Raw genomic sequence first — 19,878 nt, 5'->3', positions numbered from 1 at the left:
TTTACCACCTTGGATTATGCCGTAATACTGCTTACCGCCTGCGCATCCCCGATATTTATGGTCTGGACTTCGCGGTTTATGCGCTTTATCAGGCCGGCGAGCACCTTTCCCGGTCCTATTTCAAGAAATGTGGTCACTCCTTCATCAATCATATATTCCACGGAGCGCTGCCACTGGACACAGTTGACCAGCTGCTGGATAAGCTCTTCTTTAACTTCCTGCGCCGTTGTCAGTGGCCGTGCAGTGGTATTGGCAATGATGGGGATAGTCGGGTCGGCAAAGGTAAGCTGGGAAATAATCTCCGTCATGTCCTCAACGACGGGCTGCATCAATGGAGTGTGAAAGGCAGCGCTTACCGGCAGCGGTATCACACGGGCCGCTCCCCTATCTTTGGCCAGTTCCATGGCCTGAGAAACACCATCGCTATCGCCGCCTATAACCAGCTGACCCGGCGAATTCACGTTCGCAATGCAGGTTCCCGTCTGCTGGCATATCTTAAGCAGCGACGATTCTTCAAGGCCGATAACCGCCGCCATGCTTCCGGGACGCACAGCGTCGGCTTCATGCATCCGACGACCCCGCTCCCTTGCCAGATAGACCGCGGTCTCGAAATCAAACACTCCGGATACAGCCAGGGCAGTATACTCGCCGAGGCTGTGGCCGGCCACAAACCGGGCCTGCGGCAAACCGGAATTCACCTCACGGGCAGCTTCCAGGCAGGCGAAACTGACAATCAGGATGGCCGGCTGGGCATTAATGGTCTGTCGCAGTTCTTCCTCCGGCCCTTCAAAGCAGAGTTTGGAGAGAGGAAATCCCAGCACTTCATCAGCCTGACGGAAGATAGCCTTTGATGAAGCGAATTTCTGATACAGGTCATGCCCCATCCCCGCCCACTGCGAGCCCTGACCGGGAAAGACGTAAGCTGCTTTGGTTGCTTCGACCATGAATTTACACCGTGAGCTAAGTTGGTGAAAAGTGCCTTATGTTGACCCTGGTGTAGGGCCTGATGTCTTAATGACCTCTCTGCCGGCATAGTTGCCACAGTTGGGACAAACGTGGTGCGGCAGCTTCGGGTTATGGCACTGGGGGCAGTAATCCAACTGGGGGGGCTTCAATGCCATATGACTTCGCCTTTTATCGCGGCGTGCTTTAGATGTCTTTCTTTTCGGTAACGCTCCCATAATCTACCAATCCTCTAGCTTTATTTACTGAACTAACGCAGATTCATCAATTTCGACCATCGCGGGTCAACCGTCCGCACCGGGCAGCCACAGGGTCCCCGGTTTAAATTACGCCCGCATTCCGGGCACAGACCGGCGCAGCCTTCACGACATAGCGGCTTCATCGGTATCAACAGCAGTGCGTACTGGCGAACTGCCTCCCTCAAGTCAATTATGTGGTGCTCATCGATGGTGAACGAACCGGGCTCCCCGGAGGTCTCAAGCGGCAGCCCGCTGTTGACATCAATAGTCTGAATATATTCCTCCTCAAAACTGATATCCAGTGGATAACGAAACGCACTCAGGCAGCGGCTGCAGGTAAACTCAAGCTCGGTGTGCAGTCCTGCCCTGACCAGAATACCGCGCTGCGTTCTGAGTAAGCTGATTTCACCGCTGACTGCGCTGTCATGTTTATCGTCTGCAATATCAATCGTTTCGTCTATTTTATTTTTACGGGATGACCCGATTGGTTCCTTGAGCAACTGGGAAACATTTATCTCCATAGCAGCCACCTCCTCGCCAGCCAGTTCATTCCATTATAAGGCAATCGGCGTATTCGTCGCAAGCTCGGTGAAGCGTTATACTACGAGTTCATCGCTTTGATTATAGTGATGAGACCGTCGTTGAGATAATCTCTTCTGGTCTCGGCAAGCTGGTTTCTGGCCAGTAGCACATCCAGGCCGCCCTGCGCCAGGTAATCTCTGAAACAACGATGATGCTCTCTGCCGGCGAAAAATTCAAGAACTCTGACCAAATAAGATAACATCTTTTTAGGCAGTGGAACCTGAAAATCAAGGAAAATCAAAGCGCCGCCTTTCCTGACCACCCTCTTCATTTCGGCAATTATTTTATCCCGGGCGGCTCTCTCTTTTTCGTGCAGGGCGAAGGATATAGAAGCATAGTCAAAGCAGTTATCCTTGAATGGCAGATAGCAGGCATCGGCCCGCTGAAATGAGACATTGCTTGTTTTTCTTTTATCTTTCCGGGCCAATTTGAGCATATTCGGATCCAAGTCAATGCCGGTAGCCGTGATGCCAGCCCTAGCGTAATGAAAGGCCTGGTCTCCGGTCCCGCAGCAGACATCCAGGACCCTGTCCCCGGCCTTCATTCTGGAAAAATATACGGTGTAGAGTCTGACACCTCGCAAAAAGGGGTCTATTAAAGTGGCATAGTTTAAAAAAAGCACTGGATTACCGCTTCTTCAACTTCTCGGTGAGCAGCGGTACCACCTGGAACAGGTCACCGACGATGCCATAGGTGGCCACCTCAAAGATGGGGGCATTGGGGTCGTTATTGATGGCCACGATACATTCCGAGGTCTGCATTCCCACCACGTGCTGCAACGCACCGGAAATGCCGACGGCGATATACAGCCTGGGGCACACCGTTTTCCCGGTCTGGCCTATCTGGTGCGAATATGGGATCCACCCCTCGTCCACCACCGCGCGGGTAGAGCCCACCGCCGCGCCCATAGCCGAGGCCAGCTCTTTAATCATCTCGAAATTTTCCGCCTTTTCCAAACCCCGCCCCCCAGCCACGACGACATCCGCCTCCTCAATTCTCACCGTTTCCGTTATTTCTTCAACAAACTCGACAAGCTTTGTCCTTGAGGTGATGCGCTCCCGATTAAAGTCTACTTTTATTATTTCTCCTTTACGACTACCATCCGGCTCACGCCTGGAAAAGACGTGAGGCCGTACCGTCGCCATCTGCGGCCTTGCCTCGGGGCAGGTGATAACGGCCATGATATTGCCGCCAAAGGTCGGTTTCGTCTGCAGCAAAATTCCCTTCTCAGCATCGATATCAAGGTCAATGCAGTCTGCGGAAAGCCCCGTCGGCAACGCTGCCGCCACCCGGGGAGTTAGGGCGCGTCCCAGCGCGGTGGCGCCGGCCAGGACAATCTCCGGTCGGTGCTGCTGAATCATTTCGACGAGCTGCTGCGTCAGGAGGTCCTCCTGATTATTTAACAGCGCCGGATTATCGACAAGATAGACCCTGTCAGCGCCGTGAGCAATAAGCTGGTCAACCTCGCCGATGTCGTGACCGAAGCAGACGGCGCTCAATTCCGTATGCAATGTATCTGCCAGCTCCCTGCCTTTGGCCAGAAGTTCGTAGACGACACCCTTGATTTCGCCGTTTCGCTGCTCGGCAAATACCCAGACTCCCTGATGGTTTCCTTCTCCCATACCTTTCTGCCTTTATACGAATCCGTTATCCTTTAATCGCCCAATCAGGCAATCAACCTGATTTTCCAAATCCCCTTGAAATATTTCGCCCTGGCACACCCGTTGGGGAGTAAATATCTTTACCACCTGCGTATAAGAACCGGACAGGCCGACCTTATCCGGGTCTATGTCTATCTCCTCAACTCCCCAGACCGGGATGACAACGCTTTTAGACCGGGCAATGCCGCGGAGAGAGGGCAGGCGTGGCGTGTTGATTTCCTTGACCACGGTGAGCACGGCGGGCAGAGGACTTTCAATTACCTCATATCCATCCTCAATCATGCGCCGAACACACATCCCGCCATCAACTACCTCTTCTATGCTGCTGACATAAGCGACAAACGGAAAGTCCAGAATCTCGGCTAACTGTGGACCGACGTGCCCGGTATCACCATCCAGCGTCTGCCGACCGCAGATGACGAGGTCAATCTGCCCCAGCTTGCGAATCGCCGCCGATAGCGTGTAGGAGGTCGCCCAGGTGTCGGCGCCGGCAAACGCGGGGTCGCTCAACAGAATCCCCTCATCTACGCCAAGCGAGATGGCTTCTCTCAGGGCGGTTTCCGCCTGCGATGGGCCCATGCTGATGGCGGTCACCTTGCCGCCAAATCGCTCCCTCAGCCGGACCCCTTCCTCAATGGCATAGTTATCAAAAGGATTTATGATATTTTCGATTCCCTGGCGGATAAGGGTGTTGGTCTCGGGATCGATTTTGACCTGCGTGGTACCCGGCACCTGCTTCAGGCAGACGACGATGTTCATTCCGTCCTTGCCTTTCGCTTTCTCAGTTCAACGGCAATGGCATTGCGCAGGATTTGATTGGCGCCTTCATATATCTGGGTGATTTTGGCGTCCCGCATCATCTTCTCCACCGGGAAATCCTTCATATAGCCCGTACCGCCGCATATCTGCAACGCGTCGGTGGTGACCTTCATCGCCACATCCGAGGCGAAAACCTTGGCCATGGCTGATTCCTCGGTAATTTTTCGGGCGCCGCTATCGACCGTCCTCGCCGTTGCGTAGACCAGCGCCCGGGCCGCCTCAACCTGAATGTCCATCTCCGCCAGCATGTCCTGCACCACCGCCAGAGAGATAATCGGATGTCCAAACTGGATGCGCTGCTGGGCATAGTCCACCGCCACCTCCAGTGCCCCCTGTGCGATACCGACCCCCTGCGCGCCAATCCCGGGTCGTGAGCGGTCAAAGAGCCTCATCGCCTGGATAAATCCCATGCCCGGCTTGCCGATAAGGTTCCCCTCCGGAACGAGGCAGTTGCGGAAGATGAGCTCCCGGGTTGCGGATGCCCGGATACCCATTTTTTTCTCTTTCTTGCCGAAGGTGAAGCCCGGTGTTCCCTTCTCGACGAGGATGGCGCTGGCGCCGCGTGCACCTCTGGTCTTCTCGGTCAGGACTATCACCGTGTAGAGCTCGGCCTCACCGCCGTTGGTGATGAACTGCTTGGTGCCGTTGAGCATATAGCCACCTTCAACCTTGTCCGCGGTCATCTTGATGGCACTGGCATCGCTGCCCGCCGTGGCCTCGCTGATGGCGAAGGCGGTCAGTTTTTTACCGGCGGCGATATCCGGCAGGTATTTGCGTTTCTGCTCCTCGGTTCCGTATTCCATCAGCGTATAACAGCCAAGGGCATTCACGGCATAGGTTGCGGCTACTCCAGCGCACACCCGACTCAACTCTTCCACCACCAGGCATAGTTCCAGGCAACCGCCGCCCAGCCCTTCATACTCTTCCGGGACGAAAACACGGAACATATCGGCATCCGCCAGGTCCTTTACAATTGCCCAGGGGAACTCTTCCTTTTCATCCAGCTCAGCCCGTACCGGCAGGATTCTCTCCTCGGCAATTTTTCGGGCCAGGCTTTTGATTGTTTTCTGCTCTTCAGTCAAAAAATATTCCAATGAAATGCTCCTTTCCTATCCAGGCTGTACATCTGCTAACGGGGAAATGCAATGAACAGTCCGCTTCCTCCAGTAGAAATCAAGTAAAATTATAGATAAAGCCCCTTGCTGCCGTCAAGGTAAGACTATAATATACACCTTGACAGAGCCCATCGCAGTGGTTATACTACCGATTGCAGAGTACTGGTGATTGCAGTCAGTCTGGCAGAAAGGGGGTGTGCACGATGGCGGCTAAGGCATTTGTATTGATTGAGACCGAGGTAGGCAAAACCAGAGACGTGGTTACTGCCCTGCAAAAATTGAGCGGTGTTGTGTCGGTGGATACCGTGACGGGTCCCTATGACATCATTGCCATTCTGCAGGGTGAGAGCCTAAATGATATTGGCGACCTGGTTACCGGGAAGATTCACCCTGTTCCCGGCATATCACGTACGGTGACCTGCCTGGCAATTTAAGTTACGCTTGCAACGCCCTCAATACTTCATTAACTATCTGCTCATCGGTTGAAGCGCCAGCCGTTATCCCGACACGTCGTTTTCCTTCCAGCCAGGAAGTCTGGATTTCAGCGGCGGTTTCGACCAGATGCGTTTCCGCCACCTGAGAGCACAATTCGGCCAGACGATTGGTATTGGCGCTGTGATGCCCGCCGACAACCAGCATCAGGTCCACCTGACCGGCCAGTTCGATGGCGGCGGCCTGGCGTTCCCTGATATCGTGGCAGATGGTATCGATAATCCGCATTTCCGCATCCCGGATAAAAGCAGCATCAATCAGTTTCCTGACGAATTCAGTGAAGCGGGTCGGTACTTGCGTGGTCTGGGACAGAATTCCAATGCGGCGCGGTATCTGGTCCAGCTTGGCAATGAACTTTTCGTCAAGTGCGGCGATACCGTTTCCCTTGGCCCAGCCGAGAATACCCCTGACCTCCGGGTGTTCTGCATCGCCGTAAATAACCACCAGAAAGCCGGCTTCCGCCAGTCTCCGGGCCGCTACCTGTGCTCGAAGTACGAACGGGCAGGTGGTGCTGATGATTTCAATATTCCTGGCCCCGATTTCCTCCTCAATCTGCGGGCTTATCCCGTGAGAGCTGGTTACTACCACATCGCCGCGGATATCTTCTACATTTTTGGCCACCTTCACGCCGATTTCCGCCAGCTTTTGCAACACCTGCCGGTTATGCACCACCGCCCCCAGCGTTTCCACACCACCACGCTCATGGGCCACCTTCTCCAGTATATCAAGGGCTCGTTTCACACCGAAACAGAAACCTGCCTTATCCGCCTTTTCAATTGTCATCTTGCTCGCTTTACTCTCCACCATATTGCCCCCGATATTCTTCGGGTAACAGCTCAGAAATACGTGCCATTATGGAATGCGTGAACTCCATGAGCTGTTTCTTGGTTACTTTGCCATTCACCGACGGAAGATTAAACGGGCGCCCGATATTCACCGTGATTCTGGGACGGCGCAACCACCAGGTAAGGCCGGTTATCTTTTCGGTGCCGTAAATTCCCACCGGCAATATAGGAACACCATTTCGTACTGCGATGAGTGCCGAGCCGGAAAAGGCATCCACCATCTGCGCTTCCATGCTCCGTCGCCCCTCTGGAAATACAATCATCGCCTTTCCTCTGCCGAACCATTGCTCAGCGAAGCGCAGTGCGTCCCGGTTCATGCCGCCGAGTCGTACCGGAAAGGCGCCGTAGTTGCGGACGATATACCTCTGAATCCGGTGCAGGAATAACTCTTCTTTGGCCAGAAACATCGCCTGCCGGTTGATACTGCAACCCATTATCGGCGGGTCAGCCAGATTTAGATGGTTGGCCGCAACCAGTAACGGCCCCTCATCCGGAATGTTATCCCTGCCGAGCACCCGCCACCGGGTAAAGAGGAACAGAACCACCCGGGTAAAATAACGGCCTCCGTAATATATCCAGTGCATTTTGTACCTTAATAAAAAGACCAGTACCTTTCAATTATAGCGATGAGGCAAGCTAAAGACAATTCAGCTTGTTGCGAAATGCTCCACCCTAGACAGCCCTATCTTGACACTATCTATTCTCGTAGTATAATTCATATCACAAGGAGGTAGGGCTATATCTGATACTCGTGTAATGATATTTATTGATGGTGCTAATCTTTACAAACGCACTAGAGAATTAATTCCTAAGGGTAAACAAGTTGATATTGAAAAGCTAGCTCATAAACTGCTAGGAGACCGAAGACTAGTACGTATTTATTACTATAATACTCGCTCTCCCAGTGCAGACCCTGAAGAACAAAAAGCTCAACAAAGGTTCTTGGAGAAATTAGGTTGGATTAATAATTTGCAGAAAAGAATGGGCAGGCTTATTCCAAAAGAGTATAAAGTTAAATGCCCCAATCCTGATTGTAAGAAGGAATTTGTTTTTAAAACTCATATTCAAAAAGGTGTTGATACACGAATCGCCGTGGAGATGGTAACCCTAGCTGTATCTGATGCGTATGATACCGCTATACTTGTATCTGGTGATGAGGATTTAGTCGAAGGGGTTGATTACATCAGGGAGCATACTCACAAAAGGGTTGAAAATTCCTGCGCTTTAGATAAAGGATGGTCTACAAAGTTAAGAGAAGCATCAGATGTTAGAATCCCCTTAACTGCGGAGTATCTTGCTGACTGCCTGGTTTAAGGAGAAGAGCCCTGCTATTTAAGCAGGGCTCTTCAACAATTTAATTTCCCTTCTACTGACGGAACAATAGAAGGCTTTCATTTAATCCCCGTTGTTGGTACAACGAGAATTCACTATAAGTATATCATATATGTCAAGTTTGTCAATAATCTCTTGTCAAATATTTGAATCAACCCGTCAAACACCCTCGTCAAATCAGGTTGCCGCCCCTGCCCCTGATTATTACTAAGCAATCTAGGAAACACAATTCCTCGGTGTATCAGGGAAAGCCAAAGCCATAGTCTGCATTACAATCACGGGCATCAAGCTAAATTGACACGGGAAACCGTTCGTTTAAGCTAGAGAATCAGGTTCAGCAGCCCTCCCACCGAAAGGGCCACGACGAGCATTATAGCAGCTGCCTTGAGCATACCGGTGGTGCCCAGTTCCCTGAGGAGCACCACAAAGGTAGCAATGCAGGGGAAGAACATCGCCAGAACGACGCTGCCGACGACCAGCTGTTCCGAGGTCAACGCCAGCGGCCCCAGCATACCCAAGGCCACGTCTTTGCGCAGGAAGCCTATCGCCAGCGCCACCACCGCTTCCTTGGGCAATCCCAGCAGGCCGGTTACCACCGGTGCCATGAAATTGGCGATGACATCGAATACACCCAGTGCATGCAGTATGTTCATCACCAGTACGGCGCCCAGGATAATCGGGATGGCTTCATGCAGGAATCCATAGACTCTAAACCATAGCTTCTGAAGCACAGTGCGCCACGGCGGTATACGATAGGGTGGTATCTCAATCAACAGCTCGGGGCTGAATCCCTTCACCATGCGGTTGAGTATAAAGCCGAGAACAACCCAGACTATGAAAAGAGTCCCGTAGACGATGGCGACGTATTGAATCCCGCGCTGTCCAACCAGCCCGATGACCATTGCCTGCAGCGCAGCGCAGGGCACGGCAATGGAGATAAGCGTGGCTGCGATGAACCTCTCTCTTTTGCTTTCCAGTATCCTCGTTGCCAGAATCGCCGGCACGTTACACCCCAGTCCCAGCAACATGGGAATAATGGCGTAGCCGTGAAGGCCCAGGCGGTGCATGATGGTATCCATGAGAACGGCCAGACGTGGCAGGTAACCGACGTCCTCAAGCAGGCCGAGGACGAAATAGAAAGCGACGATATATGGCAGCACCATGGCAAAGGGCACGTAGAGGCCCGTGGTCAGCAGACCAAATGACTCGATGTAATTGACTTCACCGGCCACAATATTGCCGAGCAGCACGTCATGGATAATACCGGAGCCGCCCATAAGGTCGCTGAAAAAAAGTACCACCGGCGTCCAGAGATGCTCAAATATAGGGTCTAAGACATAGGTGATCAGGTTTTCACCGATGAAACGGATACCGAGAAATGTGCCCACGAGAACTACCGCAGCAATTATAATACCGGTTATCGGACGGGCACTGGCATCCCCCAGACGTTCCAGCCAGGTATGGTGTCGGTGGGTGACCTGCTGTACCTGTTCCACAATGCTGCCGATGGCTGCCCACCTCTCATCATGGCTGCCTGGCAGCAACTTGGGCGCCCTGGCCACGGGAATGCTTTCCACCAGTTCCTTGATTCCCTGCCCGGTCACCGCCACCGTGGGGATAACGGGTACGCCAAGCAACTCTTCAAGCCGCTTCAGGTTAATGTGAATGCCACGGTGACCGGTATCGTCCCACATGTTCAGGGCGACGACCATGGGGACCCCTTTTTCCAGTAGCTGGAGCGTCAGATTGAGGTTTCTCTCCAGGTTGGTGGCATCAATTACATTGATGACCACATCGCCGGTGGCGAGCATCTGCAGGGCGATTTCCTCTGCCTCACTGGTTGGCTCCAGGCTGTAGGTTCCTGGCACGTCAATCACCGCCGTCGTCTCTTCCCCGACCTTCATCAGCCCCTGCGTGTAACCAACCGTGGTTCCCGGATAGTTGGAGGCGATAACCCGCACGCCCGTCAGTCGTGAGAAAACGACGCTCTTGCCGACGTTGGGATTGCCCATGAGGAGTATTTTTCTCAGGACACTATTTTTACCCCGGCGATTTTTAACGTTGGTACTGGCACCGTGACACGCCATTCCCCTCCTCTCCCCTCACTGGTCAAGCTCAACAAGAATTTTATTTGCCATGCCAAATCCGATGGCCAACCGGGTACCTCCCAGCTGCACGGTTACCGGTCCTCGCATCAGCATCGAACTTACCTTGGTAATTTTCTTACCCGGCCTGATACCCAGCGCGCTGAGACGGCTCACCAATCCCACCCCTCCGTCTACCTTCACCACCTTGCCACTCTGGCCGGGATACATCTGCCTTAAATTCACCTGCTTCGTTACGGTCATACTTCACCTTTTTATGGAGCAATTTTACCGTTGAGACCGGCGACATTGCTTGCAGTAGCCGGCAACACGTATTTCCGTCTCATCAATGTCGAAGTCCTTCAATGCTGTCACTTCCCTCTTCAGATAGCGGGACAACGGATAGTCGAACTCAATCACCCGACCACAGCCAAGGCACACCATATGATGGTGCTCCTTAGTCGGTTTAACCTCATAGCGGTGATGGTTCTCGCCAAAATGCAGTTCGTCCACTATACCCAGCTCTTTCAGCATCTGCAGAGTGCGATAAACCGTGGAGAGGCTTAGGCGTGGTTCCATCTCACGGGCACGGAGGAATATCTCATCGGCATCAAGATGTCCATGCCCCTGGCGGATGATATCCATTATCAGAGCGCGCTGGTGAGTGAATCTCTTACCGGCGCCATTCAGTTTCCTGCGGCTTGTGTTCATTTTAATACTGCCCTGATATTTTAATGCTAATGCAAATCATTTGCAATAGTAATTATACATTGTTTGCTTTCTTTTGGCAATAATAATATTAAGATGGAAAATCGTTATTTCAGGTTTTATGCCAGGCGGATAAAAAATGGCGGCGTTCCGTGGAGACAGCTTCAGGTTCAGGCAATGTCACTCTCCACGGACTTCAAATTCCCAACTTGCTTTTGATTTCGGGCATGGCTTTTCGTGCCGCCAGTTCACCCTGCTTGATGCACTCCCGGGCATGATGGAATTCAGCGGCACCGATATGCACCACGTCCGGTTCAATCACAACGTCAGCTTTCTCCAGGCTTGACCTCACCAGCGAATAGGTGCCAATGTGTACGGATTGAATCAGGACGTGGATGATATTTGGCTCCTTGGCGTCCTTGATACGCTCCTCAACTGAGTCATGTGAACGGTCAACCACGTCCGGGATGACGTTGACGGCAATAACGAAGTCGGCGCCCATTCTTCTGACCAGGTTCACCGGCACCGGGTCTGTCAGCCCACCATCCACCAGGTATCTACCTGCCCTCTTCACCACGGTAAATATGCCCGGCAGGGAAATGCTGGCCCTGACCGCTTCTACCACGGAACCGCGGTCGAACACAACCGCTTCTCCGGTATCGATATCGGTGGCTGTGCAGGCGAAGGGTATCAGCAGGTCGCTGAATTTAACATCGCTGCCGAGAAACGAGACCAGCAAGTCGTTGAATTTATCTCCCTTGATGAAACCGGTCCTAGGCAGTGCCGGGTCGATTAACCTGGTTAGTCTGCGCGCTGACATTGCGATGACTTTCTCCTTTATCTGCGCCGCGTTTTTACTCCGGGCATACAGTGAACCAACAATGGCACCGGCACTCGTGCCCGCGATAAAATCAATGGGAATCCCTTCTTTCTCCAGAACGGTCAGGACGCCGATGTGTGCCATTCCCCGCGCCGCACCACCCCCAAGTGCCAACCCTATCCTCTGCTTTGGCAATTCAACCTCTCCTTAAGAACCAGGGACTGATATTGAAAAATCTGCCCTGATAAAAGAATAAAACCATAAAGCCCAGTATAAGCATCACCACATCTATATAGAGTGCGCCGGTAACAGACAGGCTTAACTGTGCCAATCTCTCCGCTTCACCAAAACAGCCGCAGGGTTTGTCCCCGAGCCCCTGAACAAGCAGTATGCTGTTATTGGCAATCATGCTCACGGTAAGTGCCAGCGCCAGGGAAGCAACCAGCCTGGCGGCAATGCCGGTGATGAGGAGCACGCCGATTATTATCTCGAGATAAGGCAACCAGTGGAAGATGAATTCATCCAGTGCCGTCGGCAGAAATTCCGGGAAAACAAAAATGATAGACGATTCCATCGGGTTGAGCAGTTTCCCCAGACCGGCGGCCATAAAAATGAGGCCCATGATGATACCGGCGCCGGTGGCTAACCAGTTAAGACGTGTCATGCTGCAGTTCAGTTCAATAGTCTCTATTCTCTGCGGCGGATCAGTCCCTTATCCCCACAGCTCTTCGATGTCTTTTTCCGTCTGTTCCCCGCCTTCGGCCTTCCCGGTGGTGAGCAATTCCCGATATGACTGCGGTGAGCCGTACTCCCGCGTTCTGATGACCACCGGCATAGGTACGGCATGGCCGAAGATAAGCGCCTGCTGCTTCGATTCCAGCCGGGAAAGCACCGATTTCAGCGCACTTTTGCCGGAGACGCCGGCGAGGACGCTGTCAATGTCTCTCTCGTTGTCGAGCAGGCAGGTGACCTTGGTGCCCATCTGCGACATCACCTCGGTGTCAATGCCGCTGGGACGCTGGTCGATGACCAGCAGGGTCACATTGTATTTCCTCATCTCGCGGGCGATGGTGCCGAAAATGGTCCGGCTGGCAACCTCCGGGTTCAGAAATCGGTGTGCCTCCTCAATGGTGATAACCAGCGGCGTCGGCTTGACGGTATCCTCGCCCATCGCCTTCTCCATCCGGTCCCGGTACCGGGCGTGTATGCGCCGCGTCAGTAGATTTGCCACCAGGATGTAGGCGGTTATGTCCGTGTAGCGGCCAAACTCCAGCACCACATTTATGCCCCGGTCAAGGTACTCCAGAATGCGCGCCACGGCATTATCCGGGGCTTGGGGCTCGATGAAGGGGAGGCGACTTATCGTGGCCAGTCCCCTTCTCAAATTCCCGAAGGTGCTCTCGTGGATATCGAGCTCTTTTAATAGCTGGCTAGTCTCATCTGAATCGGTCATATCTGCGGCCTGTTGCAGCCAGTTTTTACCCAGTCTGCGCCGCAGCTGGTAAATTGCTTCCACCGCCGGCTCGGTCAGATTCAGGGTCTGGCGCAATAGCGCCATGTCCTCCGGCTCAATCTCATCGTAGCCTATCCTGACCACGAAGTCGGTGCTTACTTTTCGCCTTCGTGAGCTTTCTTCATCGAGAGTGAACACCGCCACCTTCGAGGGGAAGAGCTGTTTTAACGCCTTGACCGATTTGCCCCCCTCGCTCGTCCCCGCCCAGCCGTACTCGTTGTGCATGTCGAATATCAGGTTCACCGCGGCGCTCTTCTGCAGTATGCCGATGAGGAGGATGCGGGTTAAAAATGTCTTGCCCGTACCGCTCTTGCCGAAGATGCCGTTGGAGCGTTTGACCAGCTCCGGCAGGTCGAGGCATATCTTGGTCTCCATATCCAGCGGCGTGCCGACGTAAAACCTTTTTTCATCCTCACCACCGAAGACGAGTTCCACATCCCGCTGCGAGGCGAGGTTGACCGCCGAGAAATGAGTCGGCACTGTCTTTACCGGCTGCGGCCCCTCGATGAGGCTGGAGACATCGCCGCTTATGGTGAGCATGGGCAGCACATGCAGGGTGCCGTAGGTGCTGGTGCCGGAGAGCACCTCGGAAATAAACGGGTCTGATATATCCGGCGGTGTCAGGGTAAATCGCGGGTCGATGACGCCCAGGCCGATATCGGTAATCATGCCGAAATATCGCTGCTTCTGTCCCTCGATGGTGACGTAGCGACCCACCGCCATGTCCTCCACCGATACCGCGCCATCCAGCTTGACCTCAACGCCGCTTTCCAGTGAACCGGAGACCACGATGCCCAGTCTATCCGTCATTTCAGCCTCCCCAGAATGGCCTTGAGCTGATTATATTGCCCGCCGAGCATGACCGCCAGTTCCTTGCCCGCCGCCACCAGGAAACTGTGAGAATCCTCCTGTGCCTGACTCATCAAGCGCAGCGCGGCAGGAATAATCTCTTCTTTGGCCACGGGCAGGTTGGTATTCACCAGCAAGGTGAGAAATCCCAGCGACCTTCCGAACTCTCGTATTTCATCGGGCGGGCACTGGTAGACAAAGCCGTGGATGCGTGCCGGATTCGGGGGCAGATACTGATTGATACTGTCTCCTGTTTTATGCCCCACCACCAGCGTGCTGAACTCGCTGCGGAGCAGCTTTGAGAGCTGGGGGCTGGACTGGTAAATGGCCTCTTCACTTTCCTCATCACGTCCGCGGGCGATGGGTCGACGCCCCGGCTCCAGGCTGCCGGTGGTGGCGTGGCAGACGATGCCGTATATGTCCAGCTCGCCGTTTTTCGTCTTCACCAGACTGCCCAGAGGCGGCAGCTCATAAAGCTCGTAGCACTGCGCCACGAAGTCCGCGGTGCTGGCTTCGATAATTTCCCCGACTCTGTCTGCTAAACTAGAGTTTATTAGTCTCACCTCCTGTGGTACTCTATTCCCCCTTTGGAAAAGGGGGATAAAGGGGGATTTGAAATCCCTCTCAATCTCCCTTCAGGAAAGGGAGAGGTCAAATCTCTCTTATTCTACTGTCTCTTACTTCCCTTTTTCCTTTTTCTCTTTCTTCTGCTTGGATTTCTTTACGTTTTTTCTGCCTTTAGTGCCCATTTCACCTTCCTCAATTTTTATTAATTTATACCCACCTCGTCCGCTTACTAAAACTCTTGGCGGAAGTGAGGGTGGGGATTTTTTCCTCCACATATAAAGACTCAACAAACTGCCAGAACTCGGCGCGGTCGGCGCCGGTGACCACCGCCTGCTCGTGGGCCTCACTCAAAGCCACCGGGTAGCCATGCCCCCTGCGGCACTGGTCAAGGACTAAGCTATGCACAATGTCTATTAATTCAGCGTTCTCCGCCACCCAGCGCGGCACCTCCACCCTGGCCACCTCTTCCTCAAGTCGAAGGTAGCAGAAATAAATCCGGTGTTCCCCATAACGTTCCTTGGTTATTTTCGACGGGCTAATGAAAAGCGCCGACCTCTCTCCAGGCTCAAGCGCGTCCATGAACAGCTCACGGTCGGTAACGCCGGCCACGCCCTCGCAGTCCCTGTTTTCAGGCGGCGGGCAAAAGCGGTCGCAGTCCGACACTTCATGCGGGCAGATGGCCACCCTCAGCACGTTGACCACATCCGTACTTCGCGGAAAGCTTATGTAGCTGGCGAGGGCAACGCGCCGGTCCCGGTTGAGCTTCTTAATTTCCTCCAGGCAGGTCAGAAAACCCTGGCCCAACATTATCTCAGCAACGAAGTCGGGATACGCCTCCAGCCCCCATAAAATGAGTGTGCCATCGAGCAGCGCCAGCGTGGTGCTGCCCGGTAATTGTTCCCCTGCCAGCAGGGACAGATGGCGACATTCCTCAACAGCGCGCTTGATGCCAAGCAGCGTGCCCTCAACCATCTGCTCACGGCCGGTCGCGGCCGACGGCTTTATCACCAGGTCTTCATCTTCAGCGTAAAGATGAGGCGTGCTATCCAATACAGCGTCCGGTTCATCACCATAGCTGAGGGTGACGGCGCCGATGTTTATCAGGTAGCACCGCGTGGCACGGTGCCGGTCAACGTCAATATGGGAGCCGTCGGTGGCAATCACGTTGAAATCGGCGGGAATAGGTGGGGCCGGGTATCGTTTTGCCAGCCCGTCGGTCAGTTCCGCCACCAGCCACGTGGTCCGGCTGGCCGCTATTTTCTTCCTCAGTTTATCCAGGTCAATAGCTTCGTCGCCGAAAATTTGCCGCGCGTAGTGAAGCCGCTGCTGCCTTTCGGCACGACCTTCCTTCAACCGCGCCACCATAGCGCTTGCCTGTGTAGCTATCTTGGTTAAATCCAGTGACACCCTTTCGCCCTCTACGGCCAAGTATAATCCATCACTGGAACGAACTCAAGGCAGTAAGACACAGTAAAAGCCAGTATGATATGATAAAAAAGTGGCCATGTTTCCCATACTGCTAAGCGTTATCGTTATTTCCTTCTCGGGGGTTATGATGCCCGGACCCATGACTGCCGTCACGCTGGCGAAAAGCTACAAGTCGCCGTGGGCGGGAGTCTGGATTTCCCTCGGCCACGCCGTGATTGAAGTACCCTTAATCCTGCTCATCTACTTCGGTTTCGCCCAGTTTTTTCAGATAAACATTGTCCGACTGCTGCTGAGCGTGGCCGGCAGCGGCATGATTATCTGGCTGGGGGTGAGCATGTTCCGTGCCCGCACCGAGGTGGTCAGGAAAGGAAAAGACCTGCCCTACAATGCCTTCCTTGCTGGAATTTTTGCCAGCGGCTTCAACCCCTTTTTCCTACTGTGGTGGGCGACCATCGGCAGCATGCTGATTATGCGCATCCTCGAGTTCGGCACGACAGGTCTGATTGTCTTCACCATCGTGCACTGGCTGTGCGACCTGGTCTGGCTATCGCTGTTATCCAATGTTATTTACCGGACGCATACCTTCTGGGGACAACGCCTGCAGGAGTGGCTTTTTATTGCCTGCAGCCTGCTGCTTATTGGCTTCGGCCTCTGGTTTCTGATATCAGGCATTCAACTGGTGATTTAGAGGTGAATGATGAAGGTAGGTTACGTGTACGACCCCGTATACCTGAAGCATGATACCGGCTACCATCCGGAAAACGCACAACGCCTTGAAGCCATTATGGCTCACCTTACGGAAACCAAGCTGTTAGAGCAGTTAACATCCATCAAGTCCCGCCCGGCCACCACGGAGGAGTTGACCTATGTCCATCAGGCATCATACGTCTCACGAATTCAGGATGCGGCGTCGAGGGGAGGCGGCTGGCTTGACGGCGACACCGTTATGTCGCCGGATTCCTACGATGCAGCGCTGTATGCCGCTGGCGGCGCTATGGAAGCGACCGATGCCGTTATCAGCGGCAGGGTAAACAGCGCCTTTGCCCTGGTCAGACCTCCCGGCCACCATGCCACCGCAATGGCCGCCATGGGTTTCTGCCTCTTTAATAACATCGCCATCGCCGCCCAGCACGCCCTGAAGAAGCACAAAATCGGTAAGGTCGCCATCATAGATTTCGATGTGCACCACGGCAATGGCACGCAGGAAGCCTTCTATAATAACCCGCAGGTTCTCTATTTATCAACTCACCAGTACCCTCACTATCCGGGCACCGGGACCGTTGGCGAGACCGGGAGCGGCGCCACCGAGGGCACTACGGTCAATATCCCCCTGCCCAGCAGCTCCGGCGATGAGGAATACCGTCAGGTATTTGAGCAAATTATCGTGCCGGTGGTCAGGCGTTTCCACCCTGAGCTAATTCTGGTATCCGCCGGCTATGACCTGCACTGGAAAGACCGCCTGGCCATGATGGAGGTCAGCACCGCCGGCTTCGCTGAAATGGTACAGATTATCAAGGGGCTGGCCGACGAACTTTGCAACGGGAAAATAGTCATCACCCTCGAAGGGGGCTATAATCTGAAAGCGCTGGCGACATCGGTAAAGGCAACCTTCGATGTCCTGCTCGGCAAGTCAGATAGCGAAGACCCGCTGGGGCAACCGGAGCGCCGCCGGGCTGTGCCGGATATAAGTGACCTGGTCACGCGAATAAAGGAAATACACAAAATTACCTGAAGCATTCTGTGGAGTAGTAAGATGATGAAGGATTTTATATTTTATGCCATTGCCGCTAATGTGATTGCCCTGATAGCCGCCCTTGCCGGGGCAAGCCTGGCCGTGATTCTGTTTTCGTCCTTGCTGATTCCGCCAATTCTTCTGATTCTCATCAGAATTATCCGCTAAACAGACTGCCCACTTATTAACTCAACACCGCCATCCTCGCAATTGCCATAACCAAACTCCACACGGCAGCATATCCAACCTGCCCTAGAGCTTATTATGGCGCAAATCCGGCGGAATGGGGCACTGTTCACATTTCTCACTACACGGTTCAACGTGAATCATGACGCTGGTGTGGTGCAGCTTGCGCTTAATATCCTGTTCCAGGTGGTCGCACATCCGGTGTGCTGTTTCGATGCTGATATCTCCGGGCATTACCAGATGCAAATCAATGTAACGCTGCCTTCCCGCCTTCCGCGTACGCAGGGCATGAAAATCAACCAGCTCCCCGATATGCTCCATTATTGCTGATTTAATGATATTTTCTTCGGTTTCCGGTAATTTGACATCAATCAGCCCACCAAATGACTTCCTCAATACTTCATAAGCCGATTTGAAAATAACCAGAGAAACCAGCAGCGCAATTATCGGGTCGATGATGGCGAGGTCAGTGAAACGGATGACCACCAGCCCCACCAGTACGCCTGCCGCGGAATAAACATCGGCCGCAATATTGCGAGCATTGGCCTCAAGTGCCAACGAATCGGTGGTCCTGGCTACTTTAAGCAGGTACCTCGACAGGAAAAGGCTGACCACAATGGAAACCAGCATTGCTCCTATACCGGCTTCCGTTAACTCCAGGGTTGCCCCGACGATAATCCGGCGTATCGCTGCATATATAATCAGGCCGCCGGCGGCAAAAATCAGTACCGCCTGCACAACGGCAGCTATATTTTCCACCTTGCCGTGGCCAAAAGGGTGCTCTTCGTCAGCGGGTTTGGTAGCGACAACAACGGCAAAAAAGGTAATGGCTATGGCAAACAAATCGAAAAAACTGTCCGCCGCCTGGGCAAGAACGCTGATGCTCCCGGTGAGGACCCCCACCACCACCTTGAACACTATCAGGAAGAGGACTACGCCCAGAGAAAGCTTAGCCGCTCCACTTCGGGTAGCGAACATCATCCTTAACCTATTTCACAGCCTTTGCCCACGCGAAAGGCAGCCAGCTGATGAACCGCCGCCACTCCCTCTTGTCCCAGACCACCAGCAGCGTGGGCGCGATGCAGACGGAGCTGAAGGTTCCGGCAATGATGCCGATAATCAGGACGGCAACCAGGTTCTGAATGGTGGCGCCGACGAAGAACAGCAGCGCCAGCACAACCACCAGCGTGGTGAGGCTGGTGTTTACGGAGCGACCGAGCGTTTCCACTAGGCTGTTGTTGACCACCGTCTCAAAATTGACGCTTATATCGAGGCGCAGGTTTTCCCGTATCCGGTCAAAGATGACCACGGTATTGTTCACGCTGTAGCCGATAACTGCCAGGATACCGGTGATGAACATCATGTTGACCTGCCAGTTCAGTATGCCCCCGAGAATGGAGAAGACACCCAGTGCCACCAGTGCATCGTGAACCAGGGCGATGATGGCACAGGTACCGTAATGTATGGGCCTGGGCATACGGCGGAACGCCCAGGTAACGTAGAGTAATATGCCCAAAGCCGCCACCGCCACGGCGATAACCGCCGTCCGTACCGTCTCCGTGGCAATCATCGGTGAAACCGAAGAAAACTCAGGCTCGGTGAGCTTGCCAAACCTTGCCTCAAGCCCGGCTTCCAGCGCTTTCTTGCCTTCTGTGCTTAATTCCTCGGTACGTATCAGGTAGTCACCGGCACCGGTGCGCTGGATAATCACGTTATCGTAACCCAGGTCAACCAGCGCCTCCTTCAATTCGCCCTGCGCAACATCCTGCTCAAAGTCAACGGTGAGCAGCGAGCCGCTGCCGAACTCAATACCCATTTTCAGGCCGAAGGTCAGCAGGGAGATAATCCCGATGAGGATAATCCCTCCCGATATCAGAAAGAACCGAAACCTTTTGCCGATAATGTCAAACATTTCTTTTACCCACCGATACGCTGAAAAGGTG

24 protein-coding genes are annotated in these 19,878 nt (G+C 53.7%); 5 read left to right on the top strand and 19 right to left on the bottom strand.

What is annotated here, in order from left to right; translation table 11 throughout:
• Positions 1-14: 14 nt before the first annotated feature.
• The 7 genes from fabD to KKD83_00885 form a co-directional block, all read right to left on the bottom strand.
• On the bottom strand, positions 15-944 hold the full coding sequence (gene fabD, locus KKD83_00915; protein MBU2534713.1) for an ACP S-malonyltransferase: 930 nt from the start codon (positions 942-944) through the stop codon (positions 15-17).
• A gap of 36 nt (positions 945-980) precedes the next feature.
• Positions 981-1,181, bottom strand: a complete 201-nt coding sequence (rpmF, locus tag KKD83_00910) for a 50S ribosomal protein L32 (protein ID MBU2534712.1) — start codon at positions 1,179-1,181, stop codon at positions 981-983.
• 32 nt (positions 1,182-1,213) lie between these two features.
• Complete coding sequence (locus KKD83_00905; protein ID MBU2534711.1) at positions 1,214-1,723, bottom strand: DUF177 domain-containing protein; 510 nt, start codon at positions 1,721-1,723, stop codon at positions 1,214-1,216.
• Between the two features lie 80 nt (positions 1,724-1,803).
• Positions 1,804-2,367 (bottom strand): methyltransferase domain-containing protein, encoded by a 564-nt coding sequence (locus tag KKD83_00900; protein ID MBU2534710.1) that lies wholly within the window; start codon positions 2,365-2,367, stop codon positions 1,804-1,806.
• A gap of 43 nt (positions 2,368-2,410) precedes the next feature.
• On the bottom strand, positions 2,411-3,406 hold the full coding sequence (locus KKD83_00895; GenBank protein MBU2534709.1) for an electron transfer flavoprotein subunit alpha/FixB family protein: 996 nt from the start codon (positions 3,404-3,406) through the stop codon (positions 2,411-2,413).
• A 12-nt stretch (positions 3,407-3,418) separates the two neighbouring features.
• Entirely contained in the window at positions 3,419-4,204 is a 786-nt protein-coding gene (locus KKD83_00890) for an electron transfer flavoprotein subunit beta/FixA family protein (protein MBU2534708.1), read from the bottom strand.
• On the bottom strand, positions 4,201-5,358 hold the full coding sequence (locus KKD83_00885; protein MBU2534707.1) for an acyl-CoA dehydrogenase family protein: 1,158 nt from the start codon (positions 5,356-5,358) through the stop codon (positions 4,201-4,203). The genes KKD83_00890 and KKD83_00885 overlap by 4 nt, the downstream gene beginning before the upstream one ends.
• 224 nt (positions 5,359-5,582) lie before the next feature.
• On the opposite strand from KKD83_00885, the gene KKD83_00880 reads away from it, so the two are divergent.
• Positions 5,583-5,813 carry an Lrp/AsnC ligand binding domain-containing protein gene (locus tag KKD83_00880; protein ID MBU2534706.1) on the top strand — a complete coding sequence of 77 codons (231 nt, stop codon included), beginning with the start codon at positions 5,583-5,585 and terminating at the stop codon, positions 5,811-5,813.
• Position 5,814: 1 nt separating this feature from the next.
• On the opposite strand, the gene ispH is transcribed toward KKD83_00880, so the two are convergent.
• Both ispH and KKD83_00870 read right to left on the bottom strand, forming a co-directional pair.
• On the bottom strand, positions 5,815-6,654 hold the full coding sequence (ispH, locus tag KKD83_00875; GenBank protein ID MBU2534705.1) for a 4-hydroxy-3-methylbut-2-enyl diphosphate reductase: 840 nt from the start codon (positions 6,652-6,654) through the stop codon (positions 5,815-5,817).
• 10 nt (positions 6,655-6,664) lie between these two features.
• Positions 6,665-7,300 (bottom strand): 1-acyl-sn-glycerol-3-phosphate acyltransferase, encoded by a 636-nt coding sequence (locus KKD83_00870; GenBank protein MBU2534704.1) that lies wholly within the window; start codon positions 7,298-7,300, stop codon positions 6,665-6,667.
• 172 nt (positions 7,301-7,472) lie between these two features.
• Between KKD83_00870 and KKD83_00865 the strand changes: the two genes are divergently transcribed.
• Positions 7,473-8,030 (top strand): NYN domain-containing protein, encoded by a 558-nt coding sequence (locus KKD83_00865; protein ID MBU2534703.1) that lies wholly within the window; start codon positions 7,473-7,475, stop codon positions 8,028-8,030.
• Positions 8,031-8,368: 338 nt separating this feature from the next.
• Here the strand turns inward: KKD83_00865 and KKD83_00860 are convergent, their stop codons facing one another.
• From KKD83_00860 to KKD83_00825, 8 genes are all read right to left on the bottom strand, one after another.
• Complete coding sequence (locus KKD83_00860) at positions 8,369-10,078, bottom strand: ferrous iron transporter B (protein ID MBU2534702.1); 1,710 nt, start codon at positions 10,076-10,078, stop codon at positions 8,369-8,371.
• A 72-nt stretch (positions 10,079-10,150) separates the two neighbouring features.
• Positions 10,151-10,396, bottom strand: coding sequence for a ferrous iron transport protein A (locus KKD83_00855; protein MBU2534701.1), 246 nt, complete (start codon positions 10,394-10,396; stop codon positions 10,151-10,153).
• Positions 10,397-10,420: 24 nt separating this feature from the next.
• A complete protein-coding gene (locus KKD83_00850) occupies positions 10,421-10,843 on the bottom strand; it encodes a transcriptional repressor (protein ID MBU2534700.1) in 423 nt (140 codons plus the stop codon).
• A gap of 193 nt (positions 10,844-11,036) precedes the next feature.
• Entirely contained in the window at positions 11,037-11,855 is an 819-nt protein-coding gene (locus KKD83_00845; GenBank protein ID MBU2534699.1) for a patatin-like phospholipase family protein, read from the bottom strand.
• A gap of 1 nt (position 11,856) precedes the next feature.
• Entirely contained in the window at positions 11,857-12,324 is a 468-nt protein-coding gene (locus KKD83_00840) for a DoxX family membrane protein (protein MBU2534698.1), read from the bottom strand.
• Positions 12,325-12,372: 48 nt separating this feature from the next.
• Positions 12,373-13,983: an ATP-binding protein gene (locus tag KKD83_00835; GenBank protein MBU2534697.1), complete on the bottom strand. Its 1,611-nt coding sequence runs from the start codon at positions 13,981-13,983 to the stop codon at positions 12,373-12,375.
• Positions 13,980-14,585: a hypothetical protein gene (locus KKD83_00830; protein MBU2534696.1), complete on the bottom strand. Its 606-nt coding sequence runs from the start codon at positions 14,583-14,585 to the stop codon at positions 13,980-13,982. The genes KKD83_00835 and KKD83_00830 overlap by 4 nt, the downstream gene beginning before the upstream one ends.
• Before the next feature lie 211 nt (positions 14,586-14,796).
• The gene (locus tag KKD83_00825) at positions 14,797-15,996 is read right to left on the bottom strand and encodes a DNA double-strand break repair nuclease NurA (GenBank protein ID MBU2534695.1); all 1,200 of its coding nucleotides are present in this window, start codon (positions 15,994-15,996) and stop codon (positions 14,797-14,799) included.
• A gap of 97 nt (positions 15,997-16,093) precedes the next feature.
• Between KKD83_00825 and KKD83_00820 the strand changes: the two genes are divergently transcribed.
• Genes KKD83_00820 through KKD83_00810 form a run of 3 tightly spaced genes read left to right on the top strand, consistent with a single transcriptional unit; the run spans position 16,094 to position 17,917 of the window.
• Entirely contained in the window at positions 16,094-16,705 is a 612-nt protein-coding gene (locus tag KKD83_00820) for a LysE family translocator (protein MBU2534694.1), read from the top strand.
• 6 nt (positions 16,706-16,711) lie between these two features.
• Complete coding sequence (locus KKD83_00815; GenBank protein MBU2534693.1) at positions 16,712-17,749, top strand: histone deacetylase; 1,038 nt, start codon at positions 16,712-16,714, stop codon at positions 17,747-17,749.
• Positions 17,750-17,770: 21 nt separating this feature from the next.
• Positions 17,771-17,917, top strand: a complete 147-nt coding sequence (locus tag KKD83_00810) for a hypothetical protein (GenBank protein ID MBU2534692.1) — start codon at positions 17,771-17,773, stop codon at positions 17,915-17,917.
• A gap of 84 nt (positions 17,918-18,001) precedes the next feature.
• On the opposite strand, the gene KKD83_00805 is transcribed toward KKD83_00810, so the two are convergent.
• Entirely contained in the window at positions 18,002-18,913 is a 912-nt protein-coding gene (locus KKD83_00805) for a cation diffusion facilitator family transporter (protein ID MBU2534691.1), read from the bottom strand.
• Positions 18,914-18,923: 10 nt separating this feature from the next.
• Positions 18,924-19,847 (bottom strand): protein translocase subunit SecF, encoded by a 924-nt coding sequence (secF, locus tag KKD83_00800; protein MBU2534690.1) that lies wholly within the window; start codon positions 19,845-19,847, stop codon positions 18,924-18,926.
• Positions 19,848-19,878 lie beyond the last annotated feature (31 nt).

This window comes from Chloroflexota bacterium, from assembly GCA_018829775.1.
Lineage (GTDB): Bacteria > Chloroflexota > Dehalococcoidia > Dehalococcoidales > RBG-16-60-22 > E44-bin89.
The sequence above is the reverse complement of the archived record's forward strand: the minus strand, read 5'-3'. Positions and strand labels throughout refer to the sequence as shown.

What these genes read in the sequence shown, in the direction of transcription:
- KKD83_00820 (MBU2534694.1), top strand. Translation starts at nt 16,094, where the DNA reads ATGTTTCCCATACTGCTAAGCGTTATCGTTATTTCCTTCTCGGGGGTT.
- fabD (MBU2534713.1), bottom strand. Translation starts at nt 944, where the DNA reads ATGGTCGAAGCAACCAAAGCAGCTTACGTCTTTCCCGGTCAGGGCTCG.
- KKD83_00865 (MBU2534703.1), top strand. Translation starts at nt 7,473, where the DNA reads ATGATATTTATTGATGGTGCTAATCTTTACAAACGCACTAGAGAATTA.
- KKD83_00835 (MBU2534697.1), bottom strand. Translation starts at nt 13,983, where the DNA reads ATGACGGATAGACTGGGCATCGTGGTCTCCGGTTCACTGGAAAGCGGC.
- KKD83_00815 (MBU2534693.1), top strand. Translation starts at nt 16,712, where the DNA reads ATGATGAAGGTAGGTTACGTGTACGACCCCGTATACCTGAAGCATGAT.
- KKD83_00890 (MBU2534708.1), bottom strand. Translation starts at nt 4,204, where the DNA reads ATGAACATCGTCGTCTGCCTGAAGCAGGTGCCGGGTACCACGCAGGTC.
- KKD83_00895 (MBU2534709.1), bottom strand. Translation starts at nt 3,406, where the DNA reads ATGGGAGAAGGAAACCATCAGGGAGTCTGGGTATTTGCCGAGCAGCGA.
- secF (MBU2534690.1), bottom strand. Translation starts at nt 19,847, where the DNA reads ATGTTTGACATTATCGGCAAAAGGTTTCGGTTCTTTCTGATATCGGGA.
- ispH (MBU2534705.1), bottom strand. Translation starts at nt 6,654, where the DNA reads ATGACAATTGAAAAGGCGGATAAGGCAGGTTTCTGTTTCGGTGTGAAA.
- KKD83_00870 (MBU2534704.1), bottom strand. Translation starts at nt 7,300, where the DNA reads ATGCACTGGATATATTACGGAGGCCGTTATTTTACCCGGGTGGTTCTG.
- KKD83_00850 (MBU2534700.1), bottom strand. Translation starts at nt 10,843, where the DNA reads ATGAACACAAGCCGCAGGAAACTGAATGGCGCCGGTAAGAGATTCACT.
- KKD83_00855 (MBU2534701.1), bottom strand. Translation starts at nt 10,396, where the DNA reads ATGACCGTAACGAAGCAGGTGAATTTAAGGCAGATGTATCCCGGCCAG.
- KKD83_00805 (MBU2534691.1), bottom strand. Translation starts at nt 18,913, where the DNA reads ATGTTCGCTACCCGAAGTGGAGCGGCTAAGCTTTCTCTGGGCGTAGTC.
- KKD83_00905 (MBU2534711.1), bottom strand. Translation starts at nt 1,723, where the DNA reads ATGGAGATAAATGTTTCCCAGTTGCTCAAGGAACCAATCGGGTCATCC.
- KKD83_00880 (MBU2534706.1), top strand. Translation starts at nt 5,583, where the DNA reads ATGGCGGCTAAGGCATTTGTATTGATTGAGACCGAGGTAGGCAAAACC.
- rpmF (MBU2534712.1), bottom strand. Translation starts at nt 1,181, where the DNA reads ATGGGAGCGTTACCGAAAAGAAAGACATCTAAAGCACGCCGCGATAAA.
- KKD83_00810 (MBU2534692.1), top strand. Translation starts at nt 17,771, where the DNA reads ATGATGAAGGATTTTATATTTTATGCCATTGCCGCTAATGTGATTGCC.
- KKD83_00840 (MBU2534698.1), bottom strand. Translation starts at nt 12,324, where the DNA reads ATGACACGTCTTAACTGGTTAGCCACCGGCGCCGGTATCATCATGGGC.